Below are 21,150 nucleotides of genomic sequence, written 5' to 3' on the forward strand. Positions count from 1 at the left end.
GGTTATTAAAGATATTTTGCATACAATCGCTACTTTAAATTTACCCAAAAAAAGAGAAGATTTTTTTCATGATAAAAGGCATTTTTTATTCGCTTTTGGCATCAGTTTTATTTAACTGCATCTACTACATGTCAGTGCTCATGAACCCCATCAGCACGCAAGCTCTTATTGGATACCGCATGATCTTTGCCATGCCTTTTGTCATCGCCGCCATTTTTTTATTAAAACAGCAGCGAAATTTCAAATTTTTACTTCTAAAAATAAAGCTAAAACCTAAAATTTTACTAGTTTTGCTTGCTACCTCGCTCATCGTCTCATTTCAGATGTGGCTCTATCTCTGGGCTCCAAGTAACGGCGCAGCGCTAAAAGTCTCGATAGGCTACCTCATCATGCCAATAGTCATGGTCCTTTTTGGACGGATATTTTTCAAAGAGCACCTCTCAAAAACAAAGTTAGCATCGATATTTTTCGCTGCCATTGGCGTCTTTAGCACAGCAGTCATTAGTGGTGGCATCTCGTGGGAGAGCGCTGTAGTTTTTTGCCTTTATCCAGTCTATTTTACCATTAGAAAGTACTACAACCTTGCAAATTTCTCAAGCTTTGTTATAGAGATAATTTTTATGTTTTTATTTTCATTTTATTTTGCGCTCACAGCCGATATGAACTACGTGATGAGCCAAAATCCAAACATCTACTATCTGCTCATCTTGCTTGGTGCTATAAGCGGCATAGCCCTCATCGCCCAGATCCTCTCAAGCACGCTCGTGCCGATAAATGTACTAGGTTTGCTTACATATTTTGAGCCTATAATGATGCTTTTTGTCTCATTTGCCATCGGTGAAAGGCTGGAGAAAAGCTCATACTTTTTGATGATCTGCCTAGCCATCTCTGTCACACTTTTGATGATAGATAGTATAAATTCTATAAAAGGCGACAAAAATACCAAGACTAAATGAGAGCCAAAAAGGCGTTATTCTCGCGCTTAGCGCCTTTTTTATGTGGGGGTTTTTGGCGGTTTATTTCAACCTATTTAGCAAAGATGTCGATGCTTATGAAATTTTAGCCCACAGGATCATCTGGTCATTTTTCTTGATGGCGGCAGTGCTTTGCATTAATGGCAAAATGGGCGAAATTTTTGCTTTACTTAAAGATATTCGTTCACTAAAAACCTTATTTTTGAGTGGCATATTTATCACCACAAACTGGGGCGTTTATGTATATGCGGTTAGCAATGGCAAAATTCTTGACACAAGCTTGGGCTATTTTATAAATCCACTAATAAGCATGCTCCTTGGTGTTATTATCTTTAAAGAAAGGCTAAATAAAAGTGGAATTTTAGCCATTTGTATAGTCGTTTTAGCCATTAGCGTACAAATTTATGCCAAAGGCGGATTGCCATTAGTTTCCATCATCTTGCCGCTTTCATTTGGATTTTATGCAGCAGTTAGAAAGATGGCAAAGATTAGTGCATTTAACGGGCTTTTTATAGAGACATTTTTTATGTTCCCATTTGCACTTGCCTACGTCCTTTACATAGCATTTTTAGGTAAAAGCCACTTTGGACTAAACGAGGACTCACTTTTAATGATCGCTTCAAGCATCGTAACCATCGTGCCACTTGTCGCTTTTAACGCAGCGGCAATAAGGATAAATTTAACAACGATTGGCTACTTGCAATACATCTCGCCGACCATCGCGATCCTTTGTGCGGTCTTCATTTACGGCGAAAATTTAGACGGCTACAAGGTCATTTCGTTTTGTATGATCTGGCTGGCACTTGCGATAATTAGCATAGATAAATTTAGAAAAAGGAGTAAAAATGAATAGTGTGACGATTTATTTGCTACTTGCATTTTTTGCAGCGCTTATTTTATATTTTCAGATACAAAAACTAACCAGAAAGCTCGACGAAGAGGGGGCGGTGCCAGCTTATCAAAAGGCCGCACAGGAGGTTTTAGAAAATTTAAGCAATACTGAAAGATATCCAAAATTTTGCAATGTAATATTTAAAAAAATAAACGCCTTAAGGCAAGATATTTTATTTGAAGATGCGTTAAATAGTGAGTCTGAGAAGGATAAAGCATTAGATGCCTTAGAGCAAATAAGAGAAAAATTAGAAACTTTATCAAAGCAAGAAAACTTAAGCTGGGAGAGCGAACTCTTTGCGATCTTGGACGAGCTAGATGGCTTTGTAAAGATAAATTTCAAAAACGGCGAAGATAGAGCTGAAGAGCTAAGAGACGAACTAAAAAAAGAATTTGATGGGTTGTGAGATAAAATAGGACACTAAATTTAAGGAAATAAACAAGGAGCAAAAATGGTTTCATGGCAAGAACGCTTGAAATTAAGGGATGACTTTCAACAAAGATGGCCTTTTCAAGCTGTAGAAAATATGACCTTAGAGCAATACACAGGCGTTAAGAGCAAGGATACTTTTACCTTTTGGCTTGAAAGTAAAACAGAAAATCTTATAAGTATATGGGGTGGATCTGCTTATAAATTTGGAATTTTTAAAAGAGCACAAAACGATGTCGAAAAGGAACTAAAAAGTGGACAAACTGGTGATACAGAGTATGGATGGTATGAAAAATATGGAGAGACTAGAAATCAAGCATTTCAAAAAATAAAAAGTCTTATTTTACAAATTATAAAATATGCACAAAACAAAGAATTTGAAAATATAGATGATATTGATCTTGGCAATGCCATAAAATGGAAAATAGCCTTTTTATATGCACCAGACAAAACACTTCTACACATTGTCTCAAAAGAAGCTTTCAAGTATTTGGCTCAAAAAAATAATATAAAATCAAAAAACATATCAGAAATTCAAAAAGAACTACTAAAAAATAAGCCAAACTATATGGACTTTTATGAATATTCGTCTCTATTATGGAACCAATATGCAAAGGAAAATAAGTCAACACACGATGTACTAAACAATAGTGATAATGAAGGATATAAAATGACCGACAATGACAAGAAATTAACTTATCCACTTAATCAAATTTTATACGGCCCTCCAGGAACTGGAAAGACATATAGCGTTGTTCGTAAAGCACTAGAAATCATAGAAGGCAATGCTTCCGATAATAGATCTAAATTTAAAGAGTATGTAGAAAAGGGGCAGATAAAATTTATCACATTTCATCAAAGCTATGGATATGAAGAATTTGTTGAGGGTATAAAACCTGTATTTGATAGAGAAAACGGTAACGAAGACAACGAGATATCTTATAAGATAGAAAAAGGTATTTTTTATCAGTGTTGCGAGGACGCTTTACACTTGGCTGGATACAAGGATGGACTCGACAAATTTTGCACTTTGTCAAAAGAGGAACAACAAGAGTTTTTAAATGAAAAAACACCAAAATATACAATCATAATAGACGAGATCAACCGCGGAAATATATCGAAAATTTTTGGCGAGCTCATAACTCTTATAGAGCCATCAAAAAGGCTCGGTGCAGATGACGAGATAATGGTCGAGCTGCCATACTCAAAAGAGAAATTTGGAGTGCCGTCAAATTTATACATAATAGGCACGATGAATACGGCAGATCGCAGCATAGCCCTTATGGATACGGCACTTAGAAGAAGATTTGAATTTGTAGAGATAATGCCACAACCTGAACTCTTAAAAGGTATTCAAATCACCGAGAAAAAAGAAGGTACGAATGAAGAAAGGGTGGATACTGGCATAGAATTAGACAAAATGCTAAAAACGATAAACGATCGCATAGAGTATCTTTACGACAGAGACCACACGATAGGGCATGCTTATTTTATGGGCGTGTCAGACATAAAAATACTTGCAAATATCTTTAAAAATAAAATTTTACCGCTACTACAAGAGTATTTTTATGATGACTGGGAGAAAATAAGGCTGGTTTTGGGGGATAATCAAAAAGACGAGAATTCGCAGTTTGTTAAAGTCAAGAAAAATATGGTTGCAAAAGAATTATTTGGATCAAAGATCGACGATATAGACGATAAAGTCTTATACGAGATAAGCGACCAAAAAATTTTCAACAATCCTCAAAGCTATATAAAAATTTACGAATGAAACAAAACGCAAAGCAATGACCAAATACTTAATAGAGTTTGAAAAATTTCGCCCAGAAGACGACCAAGACCTATTTAAAGCCGTAGATGCATTTACTAGAGAAAATTTTGCCACAGTAGAGTTTCTAAAGCCAGGCAGAGACAAAAAGGGCGATTTTTTACAAGCTCAAAACTACGTCGGTATCATCCAGACAAAAAGCGGCGATAGCCTTGAGATACTTCCAAAAATCCATGATAACGACAATGGCAGCAATAAAGAAGCGGTAGAAAATTCTAAAAGAATTTTACTGAGAATGTTAAAAACTTTTAAAAACCATCCATTTAAAAATATAAACATAGCAAATTTAAAAAGCCTAAATTTGCCGCTTCTTGAAATTTTTATATCGATGTTCCTAGATGAAGTATCAAAACTCATAAAAATAGGAATAAAAAGCGACTACATAGAGCTAGAAGATAACCTAAAATTTTTAAAAGGAAAGCTTAAAATCTCGGAGCAAATACGTAAAAATATCGTCCATAAAGAGAGATTTTACGTTTGTTATCAGGAATTTTCCATAGATAGAGCCGAAAATCGCCTCATAAAAAGTACGCTCGAGTTTTTATACAGACGCTCAAAATCAAGCAAAAATCAACGGCTTATTAGGGAATATTTATTTATTTTTGATGAAATTTCATCTAGCTCCGATATAAACGCGGACTTTAGCCGCTTAAAACTAAATCGCCAAACAAAACACTATGAGCAAGCGCTTTTATGGAGCAAGATATTTTTACAAAACAAGTCGTTTGGCCCGTATAGAGGTAACGATGTGGCCTTTGCTTTGCTGTTTGATATGAATACGCTTTTTGAAAGCTATGTCGGAAATTTCATAAAGAAAAAGCTTCCAGATATTATATTGCAACACTCAGAAAAACACCTCGTAGAAAATCCAAGGAGCTTTAGACTAAAGCCTGATATATTTTTAGAAAGCAAATTTATAGCTGACACAAAATGGAAGATAGTTAAGTCAAGAGATGATATCTCACAAGCCGACCTATATCAACTCTACGCTTACGGTAAGAAATACGAGTGTGGTAGGCTTTATCTTGTCTACCCAAGAATAAGTGGTGTTGACCAAAAAGCTATGAAATTTAGATATGAAAACAATATGTGGCTTAATGTTTTATACTTTGATTTAGAAAAAGACGAGATTGCTAGAAATTTACTAGTCTAAAGTACTTTTTAAAGTCTCTTAAAATTCCACTCTAATTTTCTATTTCTTAATAAGTGGATTGCAACTCATCAGAGCAACCATTAAAGCTTCGCTTTTAGAGCCATTATCCTCTTATATGAAGCATCGATTCGCTCTTTGCTGATCTTTTTCTCGTTTACTGCATCGACTATGATTTGAGCGACTAGATCGGCCGTTCTTTGGTTATTTATCTTGAACTCGCTAAAGAGCAAGATGTCGCCACCAGCGTTTATAAATTTCACCACTTTTTGAGCCAAAGCTTCGTCGCCAACGCCTTTCATCAGCATATCATCGCTGATGACTACGCCATTAAATTTAAGCTCATTTCGCAAGAGATCGGTTATTATTTTTTTAGAAAGTGTGGCTGGATTGTCCTCGTCGATGCTCTTTACAAAAAGGTGTCCGACCATGATGATCTGCGCTCTACCAGTGCTTATGGCGTCTTTATATGGCAAAAGCGCGTCTTTACTTAGCGTGACTTCGCTCTTATTTTTATGCGAGTCCTCTTTTGAGCTGCCGTGTCCCGGAAAATGCTTAAGCGTCGTTAGAATACCCTGCTCTTTAAATGCGTCCATAAAGGCATCAGCATAGATCACCACCTTGCTTGCATACTCGCTAAACGCCCTTTGCTTAGCAGCGATGATCGGTGAGTTTTCATCGTGCAGATCGACCACTGGAGCGAAATTTAAATTTATGCCACACTCTTTTAAATTTGTAGCCATTTTTAAGTAGAGATCATATGCGCTTTTGATATCAAGCGTACTTGCGACCTCGTATGCGCTAGGATATGGGCCATCAAAGCTCTTATCCTTCATGCGGCTTACATTGCCGCCCTCTTCGTCAATAGCGATAAAAATTTTAGGACTTTTTTCTTTGATTGCTTTTATGCTTGCTTTTAGCTGGGCTTTGTTGGTGATGTTTCTGCCAAGTAGCATCACACCGCCAAATCTCTCATATCCAGCGTCACTTAGCATAGCGCGAAACGCAGCGTCTTTTGTACTAGCTCCATTAAAGCCAACCATTATCATCTGCGAGACTTTGGCTCTTAGGCTCACTTCTGCGCCGCTTAGCCCGAGAGTAAAAATAGCCACAAAAAGTATAAATTTTAATGCTTTCATCTTCTTCCCAAAAGCGATTTTACGCTCTCAAAAACATCTTTACCATTTAGCATATTTTCAACCTCGCTGGCAATCGGCACATATATACCCTTTTCCTTAGCGATCTTACTAATAGCCCTTGCCGTATCCACACCCTCGGCCACTTCGCCAAGCTCATTTAAAATTTTCTCTAATCTCTCGTGCCTTGCGATGCCAAGACCTACGCGGTAGTTGCGAGAGAGTATCGATGAAGCAGTCAAGAAAAGATCACCTGCGCCGCTTAACCCCATAAATGTCTCATCTTTTGCGCCAAAAAATTTGCCAAATCTAGCCATCTCGACAAGTCCACGTGAAATGAGGCTTGCCCTTGCGTTATTACCAAGACCAAGGCCGTCACAGATGCCGCCAGCTATGGCGATCACGTTTTTATACGCTCCGCACACCTCAGCGCCGATCACGTCATCTGAGGTGTAGGCTTTCATATAGCTTGGGAAAAATGAAGCAAATTTCAAAGCTAAATTTTCATTTTTAGAATTTACCACCAAAGCGCAAGGAAGCTTCTGCATGATCTCCTTTGCAAAGGTCGGCCCTGAAAGAAAGGCCAAATTTTCTCTATCAACAAAATCCTCGTAAATTTCATTTAGAAATTTGAGATTTGCCGTGTCTATGCCCTTGCTGGCGACTAGGATCTTTTGGTCTTTGTTTTTGTAGTTTTGCTTTAGCCATAAATTTGTAGCTTGCGTTGGGATCGTGCAGACTAGGTATTCGCACTCCAAAGCTTCATCCAAACTTACAAAATTTGGCATCTCTCTTGGCGTTCTTGAGCTGATGACGCACTCGTTATTTTCACTAAAAGCGTGAAATAGCGCACTGCCCCACTTGCCGGCTCCGATGACTGCTATGCTCATTTTAGCCATTTTTTAGCCTATTTTGGCCTTTAAAAGCTCGTTAACCTTGCCTGGGTTAAAGGCACCCTTGCCCTCTTTCATCACCTGACCGACAAAGAAGCCAAACATCTTATCTTTGCCGTTTTTATACTCTTCGACTTTGTCAGCGTTTGCAGCTAAAATTTGATCTATGATCGCGATTATCGCTGAGTCGTCGCTCACTTGTTTCAAGCCAAGCTTTTCGATGACGCTATCGACGTCCGCGTCGTTTTCCATTAGATAGTCTAGCACCTCTTTTGCGGCCTTGCCGCTTATCGTGCCATCTTCTATGCGTTTTAGTAAATTTATCATTTTAGCACTATTAACTGGGCTTGTCTCGATCGTTACGCCGTTATTTAAGCGACCAAGAAGCTCGACTATAAGCCAAGTAGTAGCAAGTTTTGGCTGAATTCCAGCAGCGATCAGCTCTTCAAAATATCTAGCCATCTCAACGCTTTGAGTTAAATTTAGCGCATCACTCTCTTTTACGCCTAGCTCACTAACATATCTTGCGACCTTTTGCTCGGCAAGCTCTGGAATTTTTATCGCTTCGTTATACATCTGCTCTGACACTTCAACAGGCAGCAAGTCAGGATCAGGGAAGTATCTATACTCCGCACTATCCTCTTTGCCACGCATCGATCTTGTCACTAAATTTGTCGTGTCAAACAGCCTTGTCTCTTGATAAACTTCTTGGTCGTATTTGCCGTCTTCCCAAGCTGCACTTTGGCGCTCCACCTCGTAATCGATCGCTTTTTGGATAAATTTAAATGAGTTTAGGTTTTTTATCTCAACCCTTGTGTAAAGTTTAGTATCACCTTTTGGACGGATAGAGACGTTTGCATCGCAGCGAAAGCTACCTTCCTGCATATTTGCGTCGCTGATGTTTAAAAAGCGAAGGATTGAGTGTAGTTTTTTAAGATAAGCCACCGCCTCATCACTGCTTCTAAGATCTGGCTCACTAACTATCTCAAGAAGTGGTGTGCCAGCTCTATTTAGATCAACTAAGCTCTCGGTTTCTTCATGGATGTTCTTTCCAGCATCCTCTTCAAGGTGCGCTCTAGTTACACCTATGCGTTTTTTAGTACCATTTAAGTCGATTATTAGCTCGCCACCTTCTACGATAGGGATCTCAAACTGAGAAATTTGATATGCCTTTGGAAGGTCTGGATAGAAGTAGTTTTTTCTATTAAAGACTGATTTTTTATTGATCTTAGCGTTTATAGCTGTACCAAAGCTGATCGCCTTTTTAACCGCTTCTTTGTTTAGCACAGGTAGTGCTCCAGGAAGTGCTAGGCAGGTCGGACAAACGTGAGTATTCGCCTCGTCGCCAAAGCTAGTCGAGCAAGAGCAGAAAATTTTAGTTTTTGTATTAAGCTGAGTGTGAACTTCTAAACCAATAACGACTTCAAACATATTTTTACCTTTAAATTTATGCAAATTTTTAAGGCGTATTTTAGCGATACTTTCTTTTAAAATATCTAAAAATGAGCGTTTTGACTGGAAAAATAAAGAATGTGATTTAAAAATTTAAATAGTTTTAAAAAGGAAAAAGCCATATAAAAATATGGCTTTAAATTTTAATGCTCGTGCTCACTAATAGCAACAGCACCAGCTAGATAAACGTAAGTTAGCATCATAAAGATAAATGTTTGCAAAACAGCCATAAGCGTTAGAAGTGCAAAAGCTGGAAGCGGAGCAAACCAAGGTGCAAGTGTAAGCATCGCAAGTAAGAACAAATCATCGCCTTTGATATTACCAAAAAGACGAAATGATAGCGAAACTACACGTGAAAGATGTGAGATGACTTCAACTGGAAACATAATAGGAGCTAGAAATTTATTCGGTCCCATAAAGTGTCCAAAGTATTTGAAAAATCCATTTTCTCTAATGCCCTCAAAGTTGTAATAAATAAATACAACCAAAGCCAAAACTAGAGTTAAATTTAAGCTTGAACTTGGTGACTCAAATCCAGGAATAATACCTACAACATTTGAAAAAAATACGATAAAACCGATAGTTGCAACAAGTGGAAGATATTTCCTAGCTAGTTTTTCACTACCTAAAGTATCTCTTCCCATCGATATAACGCCCTCTAAATAAGCTTCAACTATATTTTGAAGACCTCTTGGTACAAGCTGCATCTTACTCCTTGCTATATAAGCAACTATGATAACAATCAAAGCTACAAGTAGAAAGTGAAACGCATAGATAAAGGCGTGGGAGCTATTTAGGAAATTTGAAAATAGAAACAAATCTTTCATTAATTTACCTTGGATTTAGAATTTTGCGTGATTGTAACAAAATTATTGTTAAAACATTTTTAATTTTAAACTCTGAAATAATCGAAAATCAATTTACAAATAGTCACTGCAACTACCACTAGAAACATTGTTCTAATAAATTTTACCTCTTTTTTAATGACAAGATTTGATCCAAAATATGCGCCTAAAATTTGACCAACTGCCATTAAAAGTCCAACAGCCCAAAGCATCTGTCCGCCAGCTATAAAAATGCCAAGAGCAACGATATTGCTAGTAAAATTTAAGAGTTTTGTATGAGCGACGGCCTTTTTTAAATTTAGTCCAATTAATGCCACTATCGCAAATGTCCAAAAAGAGCCTGTTCCTGGACCAAAAAAACCATCATAAAAGCCAAGTATCAGCCCAAAAACTACATAAAATAGCTTTTCATTCATCTTTGCAGCTCTATCATTTTCACCGACTTTTGGCATAAAAAGTGTGTAGATAAAAATAGCAATCAGTAAAAATGGGATAATTATCTTTAAAAAATTTGTATTTAAAAATAGGATAATCACCGCTCCGATGATAGCTCCAATGAAAGTAAAAACGATACCTATAAAGCACTCTTTATAATTAATTAATCCCCGTTTTGTGAAATTTAGAGTCGCCGTAAAGCTACCAAAGACACCTTGAAGCTTATTTGTGCCAAGTGCAAGGTGTGGTGGCACGCCCATCGCCATAATAGCTGGAAGCGTTATAAGCCCACCTCCGCCAGCGATAGAATCGATAAAACCACCTAAAAATGCAGCTACAAAAAAAACGACATAGCTAAGTAGATCAAATTCCATTTTTTGCTCTTTTGATAATTGAAATAAAAGCAGATTGTAATTTATTTGTACTTATCTTTTTGTAAATTTTTTATATTTGAAATGAGAGATTTTTAAAATTTATAAATTTAAACGAGCCTTTGGATCTAGCTCAAAGACTCGTTTATTAAAGTGATTACTTAATAACGCCACAAAGCATTCTAGCACCGCCACCGCCAAGTGCTTTTGGGTTGTCGCTATGATTATCACCACCAACATGAACCATTAGTGAGTGACCTTTTAGCTCGTCAAGACTTTTTATCTTTGGGGCTAGCACTGGATAGTTCGCATTGCCCTCAGCATCTACGTAAAGTGCTGGCAAATCACCTTTGTGACCCTTATCGTCCCATGCAAAAGAGTGCATTTTTGTGCCAGCTGGATCCCAGTGACTACCTGCTTTCATACCAAGGCCTTTTTCAGTCGCACCACAGTCAGCATTTTCATGGATGTGAAAGCCGTGTAGTCCTGCAGTAAGTCCTTTTAAATTTGGAAAAAATGCAACGCCGTAGTTTGTCTTAACAGCTGCTACTTCGCCGACACTCTTATCGCCCTTCTCGCTTAGCTCATTAACAGGTATAACTAGATGCTCTCCAGCTTTCGCATCAAAGTGATGACCTTCGTGAGCAAAAAGTAAAGTTCCTAAAACTGCACTTAGTAAAACGATTTTTTTCATACAAGCTCCTTGTGGATAAAATTGTACGGCAAGTCTACCCTAAATTTAAAAATTTAGCAATAATTTTTATTGATTAAGATTTTTTATGATAGTTTCTAACTCTTTGCTCTGCCCTATCCTGTAAAGCGCAAAGTCGTATTTTATCGGGTCTAGCTCGTCAAATTCTCTAAGTTTTTTTGTAAGCTCCATGACCGCTTTGTAATCATAGCTCTTTCTGTTTATAAGTCCTAAATTTAAAGAAACTCTATGTGTATGAACATCAAGCGGTATCAAAAGCTTATCTTTTGGCAAATTTTTAAATAATCCAAGGTCGATGTCGCTATCTCGCACCATCCAGCGAAGATACATATTGTAGCGTTTATATGGGCTTTGTGGCTCCCTCTCAAAACTCTTACCAAAGAAAAACTCATATCCGTCAGAGCGGTAAGAATTTAGCTTATATATAAATTTAATAAGCTCATTTACGCCATCTATCATTTCGCCATTTTTTGCTAGACCTTGGCGTAAAATTTTCTCTATGTCACCCTCTTTTTTAAGGCGTGAGAGAGTGATAAAAATTTCTCTTACGTCGTTTTCATTTTGAAAGCGGTATTTGAAATTTGACAGATTTTTCTTGATATTTTGCTCACTCTCATCAAGCAGTCTAAATTCAAGCGAATTTAGAAATTTCACTATCATTTTTGCATTGCCATAGGCAAATAACGCACAAATGAGTGCAGCGTTTGGCTCTTTAAATTTAGTGGCTACTTGAAGTGGATCTGGGGCTTCAAACAGCCCCAAATTTGTATTTTTGCTAAGTACGTGCGAGTCTAAAAGGCTCTTTAGCTCACTCATTGCTTTAGTGAAAGAAGCGTGTCAAGCATTTGATCAACGGTTGTGATGATCTTTGCTGCTGCGCCGTAACTTGCTTGAAAGCGGATCAAATTTGTAAGCTCTTCATTGGTGTCTACGCCACTTGTTGATTGAAATTCCTCTTCAGCTGTCTTTTGCAAAGACGTATTTGTATCGTGGATCGTATTATTCGCCTCTGTATCACTCGCTATGTCAGTCGTAAGATAGCGGTAATATCCCTCGATCGTCTCATCTCTATCAAGCGCTATGCCACTTGAGTAAAAGGTCTGCTTTTGATACTGAAGCTGGATCATTTTATTTGCAACTTCATTATTTCCGATAACTGGCTTTGAGTAGGCACGAAGCTTTGTGTGGTCTTGGGTAAAATTTTGATTTATGCCGATACTATTTGAGTCAGTACCTGAAAAAAATCTATTTATGCCAACAGCGCCTGGGAAATTTGTACCGTGATCGACTATTGATATGCTATAAAGCCCTTGAGCTTGTTTTGGAATGAGAGAAAATATGCCTTTTTTAGTATTTTTATCATAAAAATATGACGCCTCAAAAAAGTCATCAACGTCATTTAGCATATTATTGTCTTTATTGTCATCTGAGTTTGAGTTAAAGTCTTTGACGATAGAGTTGCCATATCTTGTATCGTTCATCGTCGTCGTGCCATTTACATTTATAGTTTTTCTGGCCACAACATTGCCTTTGTTATCATAAACAATAGCTTCAAAACTTCCGTTTCTTATACTATTATCATGATTCATAAGAGTTTTATCATCTTCTAAATAACTTATCGGATCTGAGTTAGAAATTTCAACTGCGGATTCGGCATAGATATTATTTGTACTTGTTATCAAGGTTTTACTAAATGTATTTAAATTATCAATGTATTTTTGGATCGTTCCGTCGCTAAATTTATCATTATCTGGCTCGTAGTTTCGGCCCCTAAGATCAAGTGCAGCTCCAATTTTACCACCTGTAATCTTTTCCTCCATTGGGATTCTTCTGCCATCTTCTCTTTCATAATAAATTTTTGTATATCTTCCACTTTCGGTTGAACTCATAGAAATTTCATGAAAATTTACACCATCAACGATACTTACGCCACCAATGTTTAGATTGTAGTATTTTCCTTGATCTGTTATTCCTGTATCTACCCTAGAATTGCTCTTTAGATCGCTTTTATAAACTGCTGTATTTACCAGCTTTGACATAGCAAGCTCAAGCTCATCACGTTTATCACGAAGATCATTTGCATTTATTTTTATACCAGCGTCCGCACCTGATTCTATTCTTTGGATTTGCTTATTAATATTTGCTATTTGCCTGCCTAGCGAATTTATCTCTTTTATATTTATTTTTATCGTTTCATCAATCTTTTCATGCATATCATAAAGCATCTTTGACGAGCGGTTAATACTTGCAGTCAATACACTTGCTTTATTTATCAAATTGACTTTCTGAGCACCAGCATTAGGATTTGAAGCAAAGTTATTCCATGCGGAAAAATACTCCTGAATATCTTTCACCATTCCATTATCTTTTAGATCAGGAAAATATTTTGTAGCTTCTTGCAAAATTCTTTGTTTATAGGCTGTATTTTCTAAATTTGATGATGAGTATTTTAATCTTGAGTAGGCAAACTCATCATGAAGTCTTGTTATAGTATCTACTTGTGTGCCTGTACCAACTCCGCCAGGGACTGTATTCATCGCTGGAGATGCAGACTGGACAACACGTTGTCTTGTATAGTAGTTGCTATCGGCGTTTGCTATATTATTTCCGGTTGTACTTATTTGAAGCTGGGCTGCATTTAGTCCCGAAACACCCGTGCCTAATGACATAAAAATATTAGCCATTTTTTAAACCCTTGATTTATAAAAATTATTATCTATGCTGTTTCCATCTTGGCCGTATTCACTTGTTTTAGTGCCAAAAATTTTTTCATTAAGTGAGTCAAAAAATTCTTTAACAGCAACGACATGCCTTGCATATTCTTTATTAACTTTATGTAAATTTTCAAGCTTTGAACGCATAAGTACAAGCTTTGACTTCACTTCATCGTCTAAAACACTAGCAAGTGTAGTCGTACCGCTCTCTTTTGATACCTTTAAAAGCTCTTTATCTAGTGCTCTTTTCGTATCTTCAAATGCACGAACTAAGGCATTTTTTTTCTTTACACTCTCATCAACACTTGAGTGCTTAGCCTCTTTTATATTTGCGATATCTTGTATGGTTAAATTTATAAGCTCATCAAGCTCGCCTATAGCCTCGTCCAAAAGCTTTTTTATCATTTAAATTCCTTAATTACAGCAACGCATCAGCCACAGCCCTAGCCGTTTTTGAGATATCAACCTGATAAGTACCATTTGCTATGGCATCAGCTATCTCTTTTAGCTTTGCGTTTTCGTTTGTTCTTACTTCTTTACTCTGAGTTTCGACCTTGGCATCGCTATTTTTATTTAGCGTATTTGCCTGAAAATTTGGTCTTTGGTTCAAAGGCCTTATCATATTCATACCTCTTAAAATAAAATGTTTATATCACTACATCGGCAGAATATAAATTTACTTAAGAGTCTCTCTTTAAAAAATCGTACAAAAGTTCTGAAAAACCAAGATTTCCGCTCAATGCTTTACTCATTGCATCGTTATACATCGACCTATAAATGTCGCTACCAGCAGCCTTTGGATATAGCGAGTTGTGCTCATCTTCTTTTAAAGCAATATCAAGCACAGCCTTTACCATATATGCCTCAAATGCATCAGTTTGCTCTTTTAAAAGTGCATCTTGTTTAGCATTTGCGTTTTTTATCTTATTTGCCGAAATTTCATTGTATGAATTTAGCGCTAAAGTGTTGTCTATTTGCATTATATTATCTCCAGATCGACTTGTATCGCACCAACTCGCTTTAAATTTTCAAGTATCGATATGATATCACTTGGTGTTGCCCCAAGCTTATTTAGCGCTCTTGTTACATTTGCAACGGTTGTTTTTTCGCCTGAAATTTTAAGTAAATTTTGACTAGGTGCAACAGATGTGTCGCTTCCTATATTTATATCGTTTTGCACTGCTTCATCGTAGCTATTTGGCTCTATTTTTATTGTGATTGCACCATGCGTTAAGACAACTGGGCTAACTACGGCATTTATGCCACTTACTATCGTGCCAGTTCTCTCATCAACTACTATCTTCTCATCTGGCTTATACTCTACATCAAGATCAAGCACAGCGCTTGCAAGCTCGATAATACTAACATCATCCGGCTTTTTAACGATAACCGTTCTTGGATCGATCGCCTTTGCGGCATCATCAGAGATATTTGCATTTATAGCATTTTGGATATCAAGAGCGGTTTTAAAATTTGTATCTTTTAGGCTTAGTCTTATGCTATCTTGATTGTAAATATCATAAGTCACTTCTCGTTCAACCAAAGCTCCATTTAGAATAGAGCCAACGGTTGGGTGATTGCCACCTGATCTACCCATGCTTTTTCCGCCGATGCTTAAAGCACCCTGAGCCAAAGCGTAAATATCACCATCAACGCCTTTTAATGGCGTCATGAGAAGCGTACCACCTTGCAAGCTTTTTGCATCGCCGATAGATGAGATCACGACATCGAGTTTATCGCCATGCCTTGCAAATGCAGGAAGCTTAGCTGTTACCATAACAGCAGCTGCATTTTTTGACTTGATATCATCTGGATTTATCTTTACGTTTACACCTTGAAGCATGTTTGATAAAGACTGGATCGTAAATTTTGACGTTGAGCCATCACCTGTGCCATTTAGTCCGACAACTAGGCCGTAGCCTATTAGCTGATTATCTCTTACGCCAACTATGCTTGCAAGCTCTTTTATCTGCGTAGCAAAGGCTGAAGTAGCTATCACTGAAGCTGCTACAAAAGATAAAAATTTTTTCATATTTTTTCCTAAAATTTAGCTATTTTAGGTTTTTAAAGCAAAAGATGTTCCAAATTTTTATAAATTATTGGAAGTAAGAGAGCGAAGTAGCTCCAAATTTTTTAAATTTTACAAGTTTATATGTAGAAATTTCATCACTAAATTTAAAGTCGCTGTTGTGCTCAAAAACTATCATATAAATTTTCTCTTTTTTTAGCTGTGAGATTAAATTTACAAGCTTTTCGTAGATGCCATCAAAGCCAGCTCTTATGTCAAATGGGGGATCAAGATAGAGCAAGACCTTGCCACTTTGAGAATTTACAATATCGGGTAAAACAGAAAAGGTATCGCCATTTATTGCTTTTAAATTTGAGCACTCTAGGCTAGCAAGATTGTTTTGTGTGATCTTAAAAGCGGCTCTATCTTTTTCAATAGCGATAGCCTCACGTGCTCCGTTGCTAACGGCCTCGCTTGCCATCACGCCACTTCCACCAAAGCCCTCTATAAATGTAAGCGAGTAAATTTCATCTCTAATGACGTTAAAAAAAGACTCTTTTACGATGCTTTTTGTGCTTCTAGTCGTGCTTAGGCTTGGCAGTTCAAGCCTTTTACCTTTAAATTTACCACTTGAGATTTTAGTGTAGAGTTTCACTGATTTGCCCTTAAAATTTCTAGCAGATCAGCTTTAAATTTATCTATCAAAAGTGAAATTTTATCTTCTAAGCCCTTTTCATTTTTAGCTTCATTTAGCTCATTTGCTTTTGGAATTTGCATAGCTGAGTAAAATTCTTCAAGCGTATCAAGAAGTGTTGTCTTGGTAAAAGGATGAGAAAGATGAGCATTTTTACCTATTATAAATAGCGGTTTTTTTGTCGCAATCTCGCAGTCACTCACTACAAAATCACAATCCTTATGATGAGCAGCTAAATTTCCACAAAAAAGCAGCAGTGTCTTTTGAAGTAAAATACACTCGCACTCAAATGAAATTTTCATATCTCTTCCTATAAATTTTTGCTCGATTTTAGCCTAAATAATCAAAAATTTGTATAAACACTAAAGGATTTTAAAATTTTACCGATGTAGAAGCTAACGTAAGTTTTAAGGAGTAAAACTATGGAAATCTTTAAGGCAGCAGCAAATCAGGTACTAGATACGAGCATGAGCACATCCGCTCAGCGTCAAATAGATAGCAGACCTATCGAGCATTCTGATGTTAAATTAAGTGCTGATAAAAACAATGAAACAAAAGACATTAACGAGCTAGACGGACTTAGCAACGAAGAGCTTGCCAAAAGAACAAGAGAGGTCACTGACAGACTGAACTATCAAATGCAGCAGCTCGATACTAATGTAAGATTTGCTTACAATGAGAAGCTAAATTTAATGGTCGTGCAAGTAAAAGATGCTAAAACTGGCGAAGAGATAACACAACTTCCAAGCAAAGAAGCTATAAGAATAAGCGAGTATTTCAAAGAAAGCATCGGAATACTTTTTGACAAGGAGAGTTAAAAATGGCAGTAGGTAACGTAACAAATTTAGGCATCGGTACAAAAAATAGCGGGCTAAATGATGATCTTATTAAGAAATTAAAAGAAGCAGATGAGGCAGGACAGATCAAACCTTTAACAAAAAGGCTAGAAAGAAATGACCTAAAGCAAAAAGACCTTGCAGCGCTAAAAACTCTAGTTAGCAACGTAAATGTAAGTGGTAAAACACTTGGCGGAGAGGCACTTTATCTAAAAAGAACTACAAATAATGCTGGCAAAAGCGTAACAGCCTCAGCGGCAAATGGCGTTAGCGTGCAAAATTTTAGTATCGATGTGCAAAAACTTGCTCAAAAAGATACATTTCAAAGCTCAAATTTTAAAAACGCTTCAAGCTTAGTAGGCGCAACAAATAACGGCTCTTTTGATGTTGAGATCGATGGACAAAAATTTTCTATTAGCGTAACTAGATCAACCACATATCAAGATATTGTAGACAAGATAAATGATATCAGTGGCGGTAAATTGCAAGCTAGAATTTTAAATGTTGGCGGAGATAAGCCGAATCAAATCATGCTTCAATCAGGCAACACTGGCGCAACACAGACTATTAAATTTTCAAATGATACGGCTGGCGTTTTAGATAAGCTAGGCTGGGATAGTACACAGTTTCAAGATAAAGATGCAAATGGCACACCACTAACAAATTCTGATGGCACACCAAAGATGACATCAAATTTTGAAAAGAATAGAATTTTAAAGGCACAAGATGCGGAATTTACATATAACGGAGTAAATGTAAAAAGAAGCAAAAATACCTTCAACGACTTAAGACCGGGAATTTCTATTACATTAAACGAAACTGGTAAAACAAACGTAAGCGTCTCTCAGGATACAAAAGAGGTAATAAAAGCGGTTGAAGAATTTATAAAAGATTACAACCTAATGACCATGAACCTTGGCATAGCCACAAAATATGACGAGGAAAAGGGAGCTGGCACTTTCCAAGGCGTTAGCGAAATTTCAAGCTTAAGATCAAACATTGGTCGTCTTGTAAATGGACAAGATAGCGAAGGCAAAGCATTAAGCAAATATGGCATAGTACCTGATAAAGACGGACAGCTTCAGCTTGATCTAAATAAGCTAAATGCAGCTCTTAGCAAAGATCCAGAAGAGATTCAGAAATTTTTCATGGGATCAAGCAAGATCGAGCCGATAAGCTATATGGGAGCATCGACTGTTAGCGCTGGAGCACTGGACATAAAAGCTGGCGATCTTACGATAAACGGCAAGTCAGTTACATTCTCAACTACTGCTACTGCCACAGCCGAAGAGAACGCACTAAAACTTCAACAAGCTATAAATGACGCTGGCATAACTGGGGTTACAGCTAGTCTTGATAAAAGTGGCAAAAGAATCGTCTTAAAAAGAAGCGATGGCGAAAATATCGAGGTAAAAGGCAAAAATTCAGCCTTAACAGCTCTAGGTATGAATGAAGCCACTATAAATCCAGTAACTAAAAAGACAGATGGGCTATTTACAAAGCTAGCTAAAATGCTTGATGGTGTCGTTGGCAAAAGTGGTACGATGGTTGCTATGCAAAATCAGTTAAAAGACGAAAACGAGTCGATCACAAAAAACAAAGAGAGCACACAAAAGCTTTTAGATGAGAAGTATACAACAATGCAAGAGCGTTTTATCAAGTATAACGCTATCATCGCGAGTTTAGAAAATCAGTTCTCGACACTAAAATCAATGATCGATGCAGAGATAAATAGCAGAAAATAAGAGAGAAAGATGAATCAAAGTGCATATAGTGCATACGCACAGTCTAGTTTTGGGGGCATAGAGTCCCCAACTAAATTAATAGAAATGCTTTATGACGGGATTTTAAAATTTATATTTCGTACAAAAAAGGCGATAGAAGCTGGAGATATAGAGAAAAAAGTTTATTATATTAATAGGACAAACGCTATTTTTGTTGAGCTTTTAAATTCGCTTGATTATTCTCAAGGCGATGTAGCTCACTATCTTAGCGGCCTCTATACAAGACAGATGCAGCTTCTTGCTATGGCAAATATACAAAACGATGTCGCAGCCTTAAATGAAGTAACCAATGTCGTAAAGCAACTATCAGAAGCATGGAGAGAGGTAACTTCAGGTGAATAGCTGGATTAATGAATTTAAATTGGCATTGATAAACGAAGATACAGGTAAGATAGCTGCATTATCAGAAAATTTTAGTGAAGATATGTTTACAAGCCTAGCTTTGGCACAAGAAGCACAAGCACTAATTGGCGGTGCAATAGAGCTATTAAAAAACAAGTCTTCGCACATCCAAAATGAGCTTATAAAACTACAAAAAGCTCAAAAATACGTAGCAAACTAATCAATTTTTATAAATTTAAAGGCACGGCGTTAAGCCGAGTTCTGTCTTGAGCGATCATTTATCTACACTTGCTTTTACAAACAAGCTCTAGCGAAGGGTTTTAATATAAGACCAAAACCATCCCTTCTTGCTGCAGGTTGGGTTTATATGGCCACGCAAGTTACCAAGCGTGCCGGTGGGCTCTTACTCCGCCGTTTCACCTTTACCGCCGAAGCGGAAGTCTGCTTTCTGTTACACTATCCCTTAGGTTTCCCTAGCCATCCGTTAGATGGAACCTTGTCTTATCGCAGCTCGGACTTTCCTCTTTTGCAAAAACAAAAGCGATCGCTTACCGTGCCAGAGCAAAATTATAGCGGCTTTGGCTTAAATTTCTAGCTTTAAAAGCTTTAGACTTTAAACTTTATGTTTTTATTTACAAGGTAGATTCGCAGGCAGTTAGAGTGCTTCGAGCAAATATTTAGCGTATGTTTTGTTAAAAATTTATCTCAAAGCGCAATAAACTTAGCATTATTTATAGGTCGTAAATCGTACAAGTTCCCAAATTTCTCCATTATCTCGTGCGTGGCCTGCGTAAAAGGCTCGCAGCCAAAGTGCGGCACGACGCAAAAATCAACCAAATTTAACCCCGTAAAATCACTCGTTTTCGCGCTATTTTTATCCATTAGCGTAGCATATCTAGTATCTGGTGCGGCCACGATCGCTCCCGCCGACTCGCCAATATAAATTTTACCCGCTTTGACTGCATTTTTTATAGCTTGCCAGACGCGCGATTTTCGTAGCTCGTTAAGCAGATAAAATGTATTTCCGCCGCTAACGTAAATGATGTCGCACTGACTAATGGCGGATAAAATTTCATCGTTGCAAAACAGCTCATCTTTCTCAGATACTGGCACAGCTAAACTCTGGGCGCAAGAGACGTCAAGGTGTCTTAGCCTCGCGCCAAAATTTTCTAAAATTTCTACCGCTTCATCTACGTAAAAATTCACCTCTTCAAATTTTGCTGCCGTATCGATAAAAGCAACGTGCTTACCTTGAAAATCTATCACTTCATTGATCTTGCTCGCAACCTCCGCGAAATAAGAGCAAAGAAAAATATTTGCCATTTCTTTATTCCTTTTAAAAGATATTTAAATTTAAAAGCCAATTATATCCGGAAATAAGCTTAAAAGATCCGCATTTTGCATCATCATGTCGCCCCCTCCATGAGCTTCCCATATCTTGCACCACAACTTAGGATTTAGAGATTTGTGGCGGTTTATGTTTTTAAGAAACATGGTTGAATGAGCAAAAATTTAAAATCAAAATTTAAAAATTTAATTGTGAATTTGAACGCAAAAGCTAAGACAAAGTATCGCGAGGTGGATTTAAAGCTTTGTTTCTCTTGCGGTCGCAACTGCAAACAAAAGTGACATAAAAATTTAGCAAAGATAAGAAA

At 37.2% G+C, this 21,150-nt stretch carries 23 protein-coding genes, 1 other RNA gene and 1 pseudogene; 9 read left to right on the forward strand and 16 right to left on the reverse strand.

Features of this window, described 5'->3' with window-relative positions:
* The first annotated feature begins 68 nt into the window (after positions 1-68).
* The 5 genes and pseudogenes from rarD (TH67_RS02990) (at position 69) to TH67_RS03010 (ending at position 5,276) form a co-directional block, all read left to right on the forward strand.
* The gene (gene rarD / locus TH67_RS02990; protein WP_072594294.1) at positions 69-956 is read left to right on the forward strand and encodes an EamA family transporter RarD; all 888 of its coding nucleotides are present in this window, start codon (positions 69-71) and stop codon (positions 954-956) included.
* Between the two features lie 16 nt (positions 957-972).
* Positions 973-1,827: an EamA family transporter RarD gene (rarD, locus tag TH67_RS02995; RefSeq protein WP_257638029.1), complete on the forward strand. Its 855-nt coding sequence runs from the start codon at positions 973-975 to the stop codon at positions 1,825-1,827.
* The gene (locus TH67_RS03000; protein WP_072594296.1) at positions 1,820-2,272 is read left to right on the forward strand and encodes an MmcQ/YjbR family DNA-binding protein; all 453 of its coding nucleotides are present in this window, start codon (positions 1,820-1,822) and stop codon (positions 2,270-2,272) included. Before rarD (TH67_RS02995) ends, TH67_RS03000 begins: the two co-directional genes overlap by 8 nt.
* A 723-nt stretch (positions 2,273-2,995) precedes the next feature.
* Positions 2,996-4,066, forward strand: a pseudogene (locus TH67_RS10875) (McrB family protein); the annotation flags it as partial.
* Between the two features lie 16 nt (positions 4,067-4,082).
* A complete protein-coding gene (locus tag TH67_RS03010; protein WP_072594298.1) occupies positions 4,083-5,276 on the forward strand; it encodes an McrC family protein in 1,194 nt (397 codons plus the stop codon).
* 80 nt (positions 5,277-5,356) lie between these two features.
* Here TH67_RS03010 and TH67_RS03015 read toward each other — a convergent pair whose 3' ends face one another.
* The 14 genes from TH67_RS03015 to TH67_RS03080 form a co-directional block, all read right to left on the reverse strand.
* Positions 5,357-6,412 carry a glycoside hydrolase family 3 N-terminal domain-containing protein gene (locus TH67_RS03015; protein ID WP_072594299.1) on the reverse strand — a complete coding sequence of 352 codons (1,056 nt, stop codon included), beginning with the start codon at positions 6,410-6,412 and terminating at the stop codon, positions 5,357-5,359.
* Complete coding sequence (locus TH67_RS03020; RefSeq protein ID WP_072594412.1) at positions 6,409-7,299, reverse strand: NAD(P)H-dependent glycerol-3-phosphate dehydrogenase; 891 nt, start codon at positions 7,297-7,299, stop codon at positions 6,409-6,411. The genes TH67_RS03015 and TH67_RS03020 overlap by 4 nt, the downstream gene beginning before the upstream one ends.
* A 12-nt stretch (positions 7,300-7,311) precedes the next feature.
* Positions 7,312-8,733, reverse strand: a complete 1,422-nt coding sequence (gene gatB / locus TH67_RS03025; protein WP_072594300.1) for an Asp-tRNA(Asn)/Glu-tRNA(Gln) amidotransferase subunit GatB — start codon at positions 8,731-8,733, stop codon at positions 7,312-7,314.
* 164 nt (positions 8,734-8,897) lie between these two features.
* Positions 8,898-9,581: a F0F1 ATP synthase subunit A gene (locus TH67_RS03030; protein WP_072594301.1), complete on the reverse strand. Its 684-nt coding sequence runs from the start codon at positions 9,579-9,581 to the stop codon at positions 8,898-8,900.
* A gap of 65 nt (positions 9,582-9,646) precedes the next feature.
* Entirely contained in the window at positions 9,647-10,408 is a 762-nt protein-coding gene (locus TH67_RS03035; RefSeq protein WP_072594302.1) for a TSUP family transporter, read from the reverse strand.
* Positions 10,409-10,562: 154 nt separating this feature from the next.
* Positions 10,563-11,099: a superoxide dismutase family protein gene (locus TH67_RS03040; RefSeq protein ID WP_072594303.1), complete on the reverse strand. Its 537-nt coding sequence runs from the start codon at positions 11,097-11,099 to the stop codon at positions 10,563-10,565.
* 66 nt (positions 11,100-11,165) lie between these two features.
* Complete coding sequence (locus tag TH67_RS03045; protein ID WP_072594304.1) at positions 11,166-11,933, reverse strand: TIGR02757 family protein; 768 nt, start codon at positions 11,931-11,933, stop codon at positions 11,166-11,168.
* Positions 11,930-13,801: a flagellar hook-associated protein FlgK gene (gene flgK / locus TH67_RS03050; RefSeq protein WP_072594305.1), complete on the reverse strand. Its 1,872-nt coding sequence runs from the start codon at positions 13,799-13,801 to the stop codon at positions 11,930-11,932. The genes TH67_RS03045 and flgK overlap by 4 nt, the downstream gene beginning before the upstream one ends.
* 3 nt (positions 13,802-13,804) lie before the next feature.
* Positions 13,805-14,236, reverse strand: coding sequence for a flagellar export chaperone FlgN (flgN, locus tag TH67_RS03055; protein ID WP_072594306.1), 432 nt, complete (start codon positions 14,234-14,236; stop codon positions 13,805-13,807).
* A 13-nt stretch (positions 14,237-14,249) separates the two neighbouring features.
* Positions 14,250-14,453 (reverse strand): flagellar biosynthesis anti-sigma factor FlgM, encoded by a 204-nt coding sequence (locus TH67_RS03060; RefSeq protein WP_072594307.1) that lies wholly within the window; start codon positions 14,451-14,453, stop codon positions 14,250-14,252.
* Between the two features lie 58 nt (positions 14,454-14,511).
* Positions 14,512-14,811: a rod-binding protein gene (locus TH67_RS03065; RefSeq protein ID WP_021091392.1), complete on the reverse strand. Its 300-nt coding sequence runs from the start codon at positions 14,809-14,811 to the stop codon at positions 14,512-14,514.
* Positions 14,811-15,863: a flagellar basal body P-ring protein FlgI gene (locus TH67_RS03070; RefSeq protein WP_072594308.1), complete on the reverse strand. Its 1,053-nt coding sequence runs from the start codon at positions 15,861-15,863 to the stop codon at positions 14,811-14,813. Before TH67_RS03070 ends, TH67_RS03065 begins: the two co-directional genes overlap by 1 nt.
* Positions 15,864-15,927: 64 nt before the next feature.
* Positions 15,928-16,494, reverse strand: coding sequence for a 16S rRNA (guanine(966)-N(2))-methyltransferase RsmD (gene rsmD / locus TH67_RS03075; protein ID WP_072594309.1), 567 nt, complete (start codon positions 16,492-16,494; stop codon positions 15,928-15,930).
* Entirely contained in the window at positions 16,491-16,835 is a 345-nt protein-coding gene (locus tag TH67_RS03080; protein WP_072594310.1) for an ornithine carbamoyltransferase, read from the reverse strand. The genes rsmD and TH67_RS03080 overlap by 4 nt, the downstream gene beginning before the upstream one ends.
* A gap of 120 nt (positions 16,836-16,955) precedes the next feature.
* On the opposite strand from TH67_RS03080, the gene TH67_RS03085 reads away from it, so the two are divergent.
* From TH67_RS03085 to TH67_RS03100, 4 genes are read left to right on the forward strand one after another with little or no spacing between them, the layout of a single operon-like run.
* The gene (locus tag TH67_RS03085) at positions 16,956-17,351 is read left to right on the forward strand and encodes a FlaG family protein (RefSeq protein ID WP_072594311.1); all 396 of its coding nucleotides are present in this window, start codon (positions 16,956-16,958) and stop codon (positions 17,349-17,351) included.
* 2 nt (positions 17,352-17,353) lie between these two features.
* The gene (gene fliD, locus TH67_RS03090) at positions 17,354-19,114 is read left to right on the forward strand and encodes a flagellar filament capping protein FliD (RefSeq protein ID WP_072594312.1); all 1,761 of its coding nucleotides are present in this window, start codon (positions 17,354-17,356) and stop codon (positions 19,112-19,114) included.
* A gap of 9 nt (positions 19,115-19,123) precedes the next feature.
* A complete protein-coding gene (fliS, locus tag TH67_RS03095; RefSeq protein ID WP_072594313.1) occupies positions 19,124-19,495 on the forward strand; it encodes a flagellar export chaperone FliS in 372 nt (123 codons plus the stop codon).
* Entirely contained in the window at positions 19,488-19,715 is a 228-nt protein-coding gene (locus TH67_RS03100) for a hypothetical protein (protein ID WP_072594314.1), read from the forward strand. The genes fliS and TH67_RS03100 overlap by 8 nt, the downstream gene beginning before the upstream one ends.
* A 14-nt stretch (positions 19,716-19,729) precedes the next feature.
* On the opposite strand, the gene rnpB is transcribed toward TH67_RS03100, so the two are convergent.
* Together rnpB and TH67_RS03110 are read right to left on the reverse strand one after the other, a co-directional pair.
* Positions 19,730-20,055: RNase P RNA component class A (rnpB, locus tag TH67_RS03105), an RNA gene on the reverse strand.
* A 145-nt stretch (positions 20,056-20,200) separates the two neighbouring features.
* On the reverse strand, positions 20,201-20,818 hold the full coding sequence (locus TH67_RS03110; protein ID WP_072594315.1) for a Type 1 glutamine amidotransferase-like domain-containing protein: 618 nt from the start codon (positions 20,816-20,818) through the stop codon (positions 20,201-20,203).
* Positions 20,819-21,150 lie beyond the last annotated feature (332 nt).

Origin of the sequence: Campylobacter concisus (assembly GCF_001891085.1) — a bacterium.
GTDB classification, from domain to species: Bacteria; Campylobacterota; Campylobacteria; order Campylobacterales; family Campylobacteraceae; genus Campylobacter_A; species Campylobacter_A concisus_O.

Coding starts and splice junctions, on each gene's coding strand:
- TH67_RS03060 (WP_072594307.1), bottom strand. CDS start 14,453: ATGATAAGGCCTTTGAACCAAAGACCAAATTTTCAGGCAAATACGCTA.
- TH67_RS03045 (WP_072594304.1), bottom strand. CDS start 11,933: ATGAGTGAGCTAAAGAGCCTTTTAGACTCGCACGTACTTAGCAAAAAT.
- fliD (WP_072594312.1), top strand. CDS start 17,354: ATGGCAGTAGGTAACGTAACAAATTTAGGCATCGGTACAAAAAATAGC.
- TH67_RS03085 (WP_072594311.1), top strand. CDS start 16,956: ATGGAAATCTTTAAGGCAGCAGCAAATCAGGTACTAGATACGAGCATG.
- TH67_RS03040 (WP_072594303.1), bottom strand. CDS start 11,099: ATGAAAAAAATCGTTTTACTAAGTGCAGTTTTAGGAACTTTACTTTTT.
- TH67_RS03000 (WP_072594296.1), top strand. CDS start 1,820: ATGAATAGTGTGACGATTTATTTGCTACTTGCATTTTTTGCAGCGCTT.
- flgK (WP_072594305.1), bottom strand. CDS start 13,801: ATGGCTAATATTTTTATGTCATTAGGCACGGGTGTTTCGGGACTAAAT.
- TH67_RS03020 (WP_072594412.1), bottom strand. CDS start 7,299: ATGAGCATAGCAGTCATCGGAGCCGGCAAGTGGGGCAGTGCGCTATTT.
- fliS (WP_072594313.1), top strand. CDS start 19,124: ATGAATCAAAGTGCATATAGTGCATACGCACAGTCTAGTTTTGGGGGC.
- flgN (WP_072594306.1), bottom strand. CDS start 14,236: ATGATAAAAAAGCTTTTGGACGAGGCTATAGGCGAGCTTGATGAGCTT.
- rarD (WP_072594294.1), top strand. CDS start 69: ATGATAAAAGGCATTTTTTATTCGCTTTTGGCATCAGTTTTATTTAAC.
- TH67_RS03030 (WP_072594301.1), bottom strand. CDS start 9,581: ATGAAAGATTTGTTTCTATTTTCAAATTTCCTAAATAGCTCCCACGCC.
- TH67_RS03015 (WP_072594299.1), bottom strand. CDS start 6,412: ATGAAAGCATTAAAATTTATACTTTTTGTGGCTATTTTTACTCTCGGG.
- TH67_RS03110 (WP_072594315.1), bottom strand. CDS start 20,818: ATGGCAAATATTTTTCTTTGCTCTTATTTCGCGGAGGTTGCGAGCAAG.
- TH67_RS03065 (WP_021091392.1), bottom strand. CDS start 14,811: ATGCAAATAGACAACACTTTAGCGCTAAATTCATACAATGAAATTTCG.
- TH67_RS03035 (WP_072594302.1), bottom strand. CDS start 10,408: ATGGAATTTGATCTACTTAGCTATGTCGTTTTTTTTGTAGCTGCATTT.
- TH67_RS03080 (WP_072594310.1), bottom strand. CDS start 16,835: ATGAAAATTTCATTTGAGTGCGAGTGTATTTTACTTCAAAAGACACTG.
- TH67_RS03070 (WP_072594308.1), bottom strand. CDS start 15,863: ATGAAAAAATTTTTATCTTTTGTAGCAGCTTCAGTGATAGCTACTTCA.
- gatB (WP_072594300.1), bottom strand. CDS start 8,733: ATGTTTGAAGTCGTTATTGGTTTAGAAGTTCACACTCAGCTTAATACA.
- TH67_RS03010 (WP_072594298.1), top strand. CDS start 4,083: ATGACCAAATACTTAATAGAGTTTGAAAAATTTCGCCCAGAAGACGAC.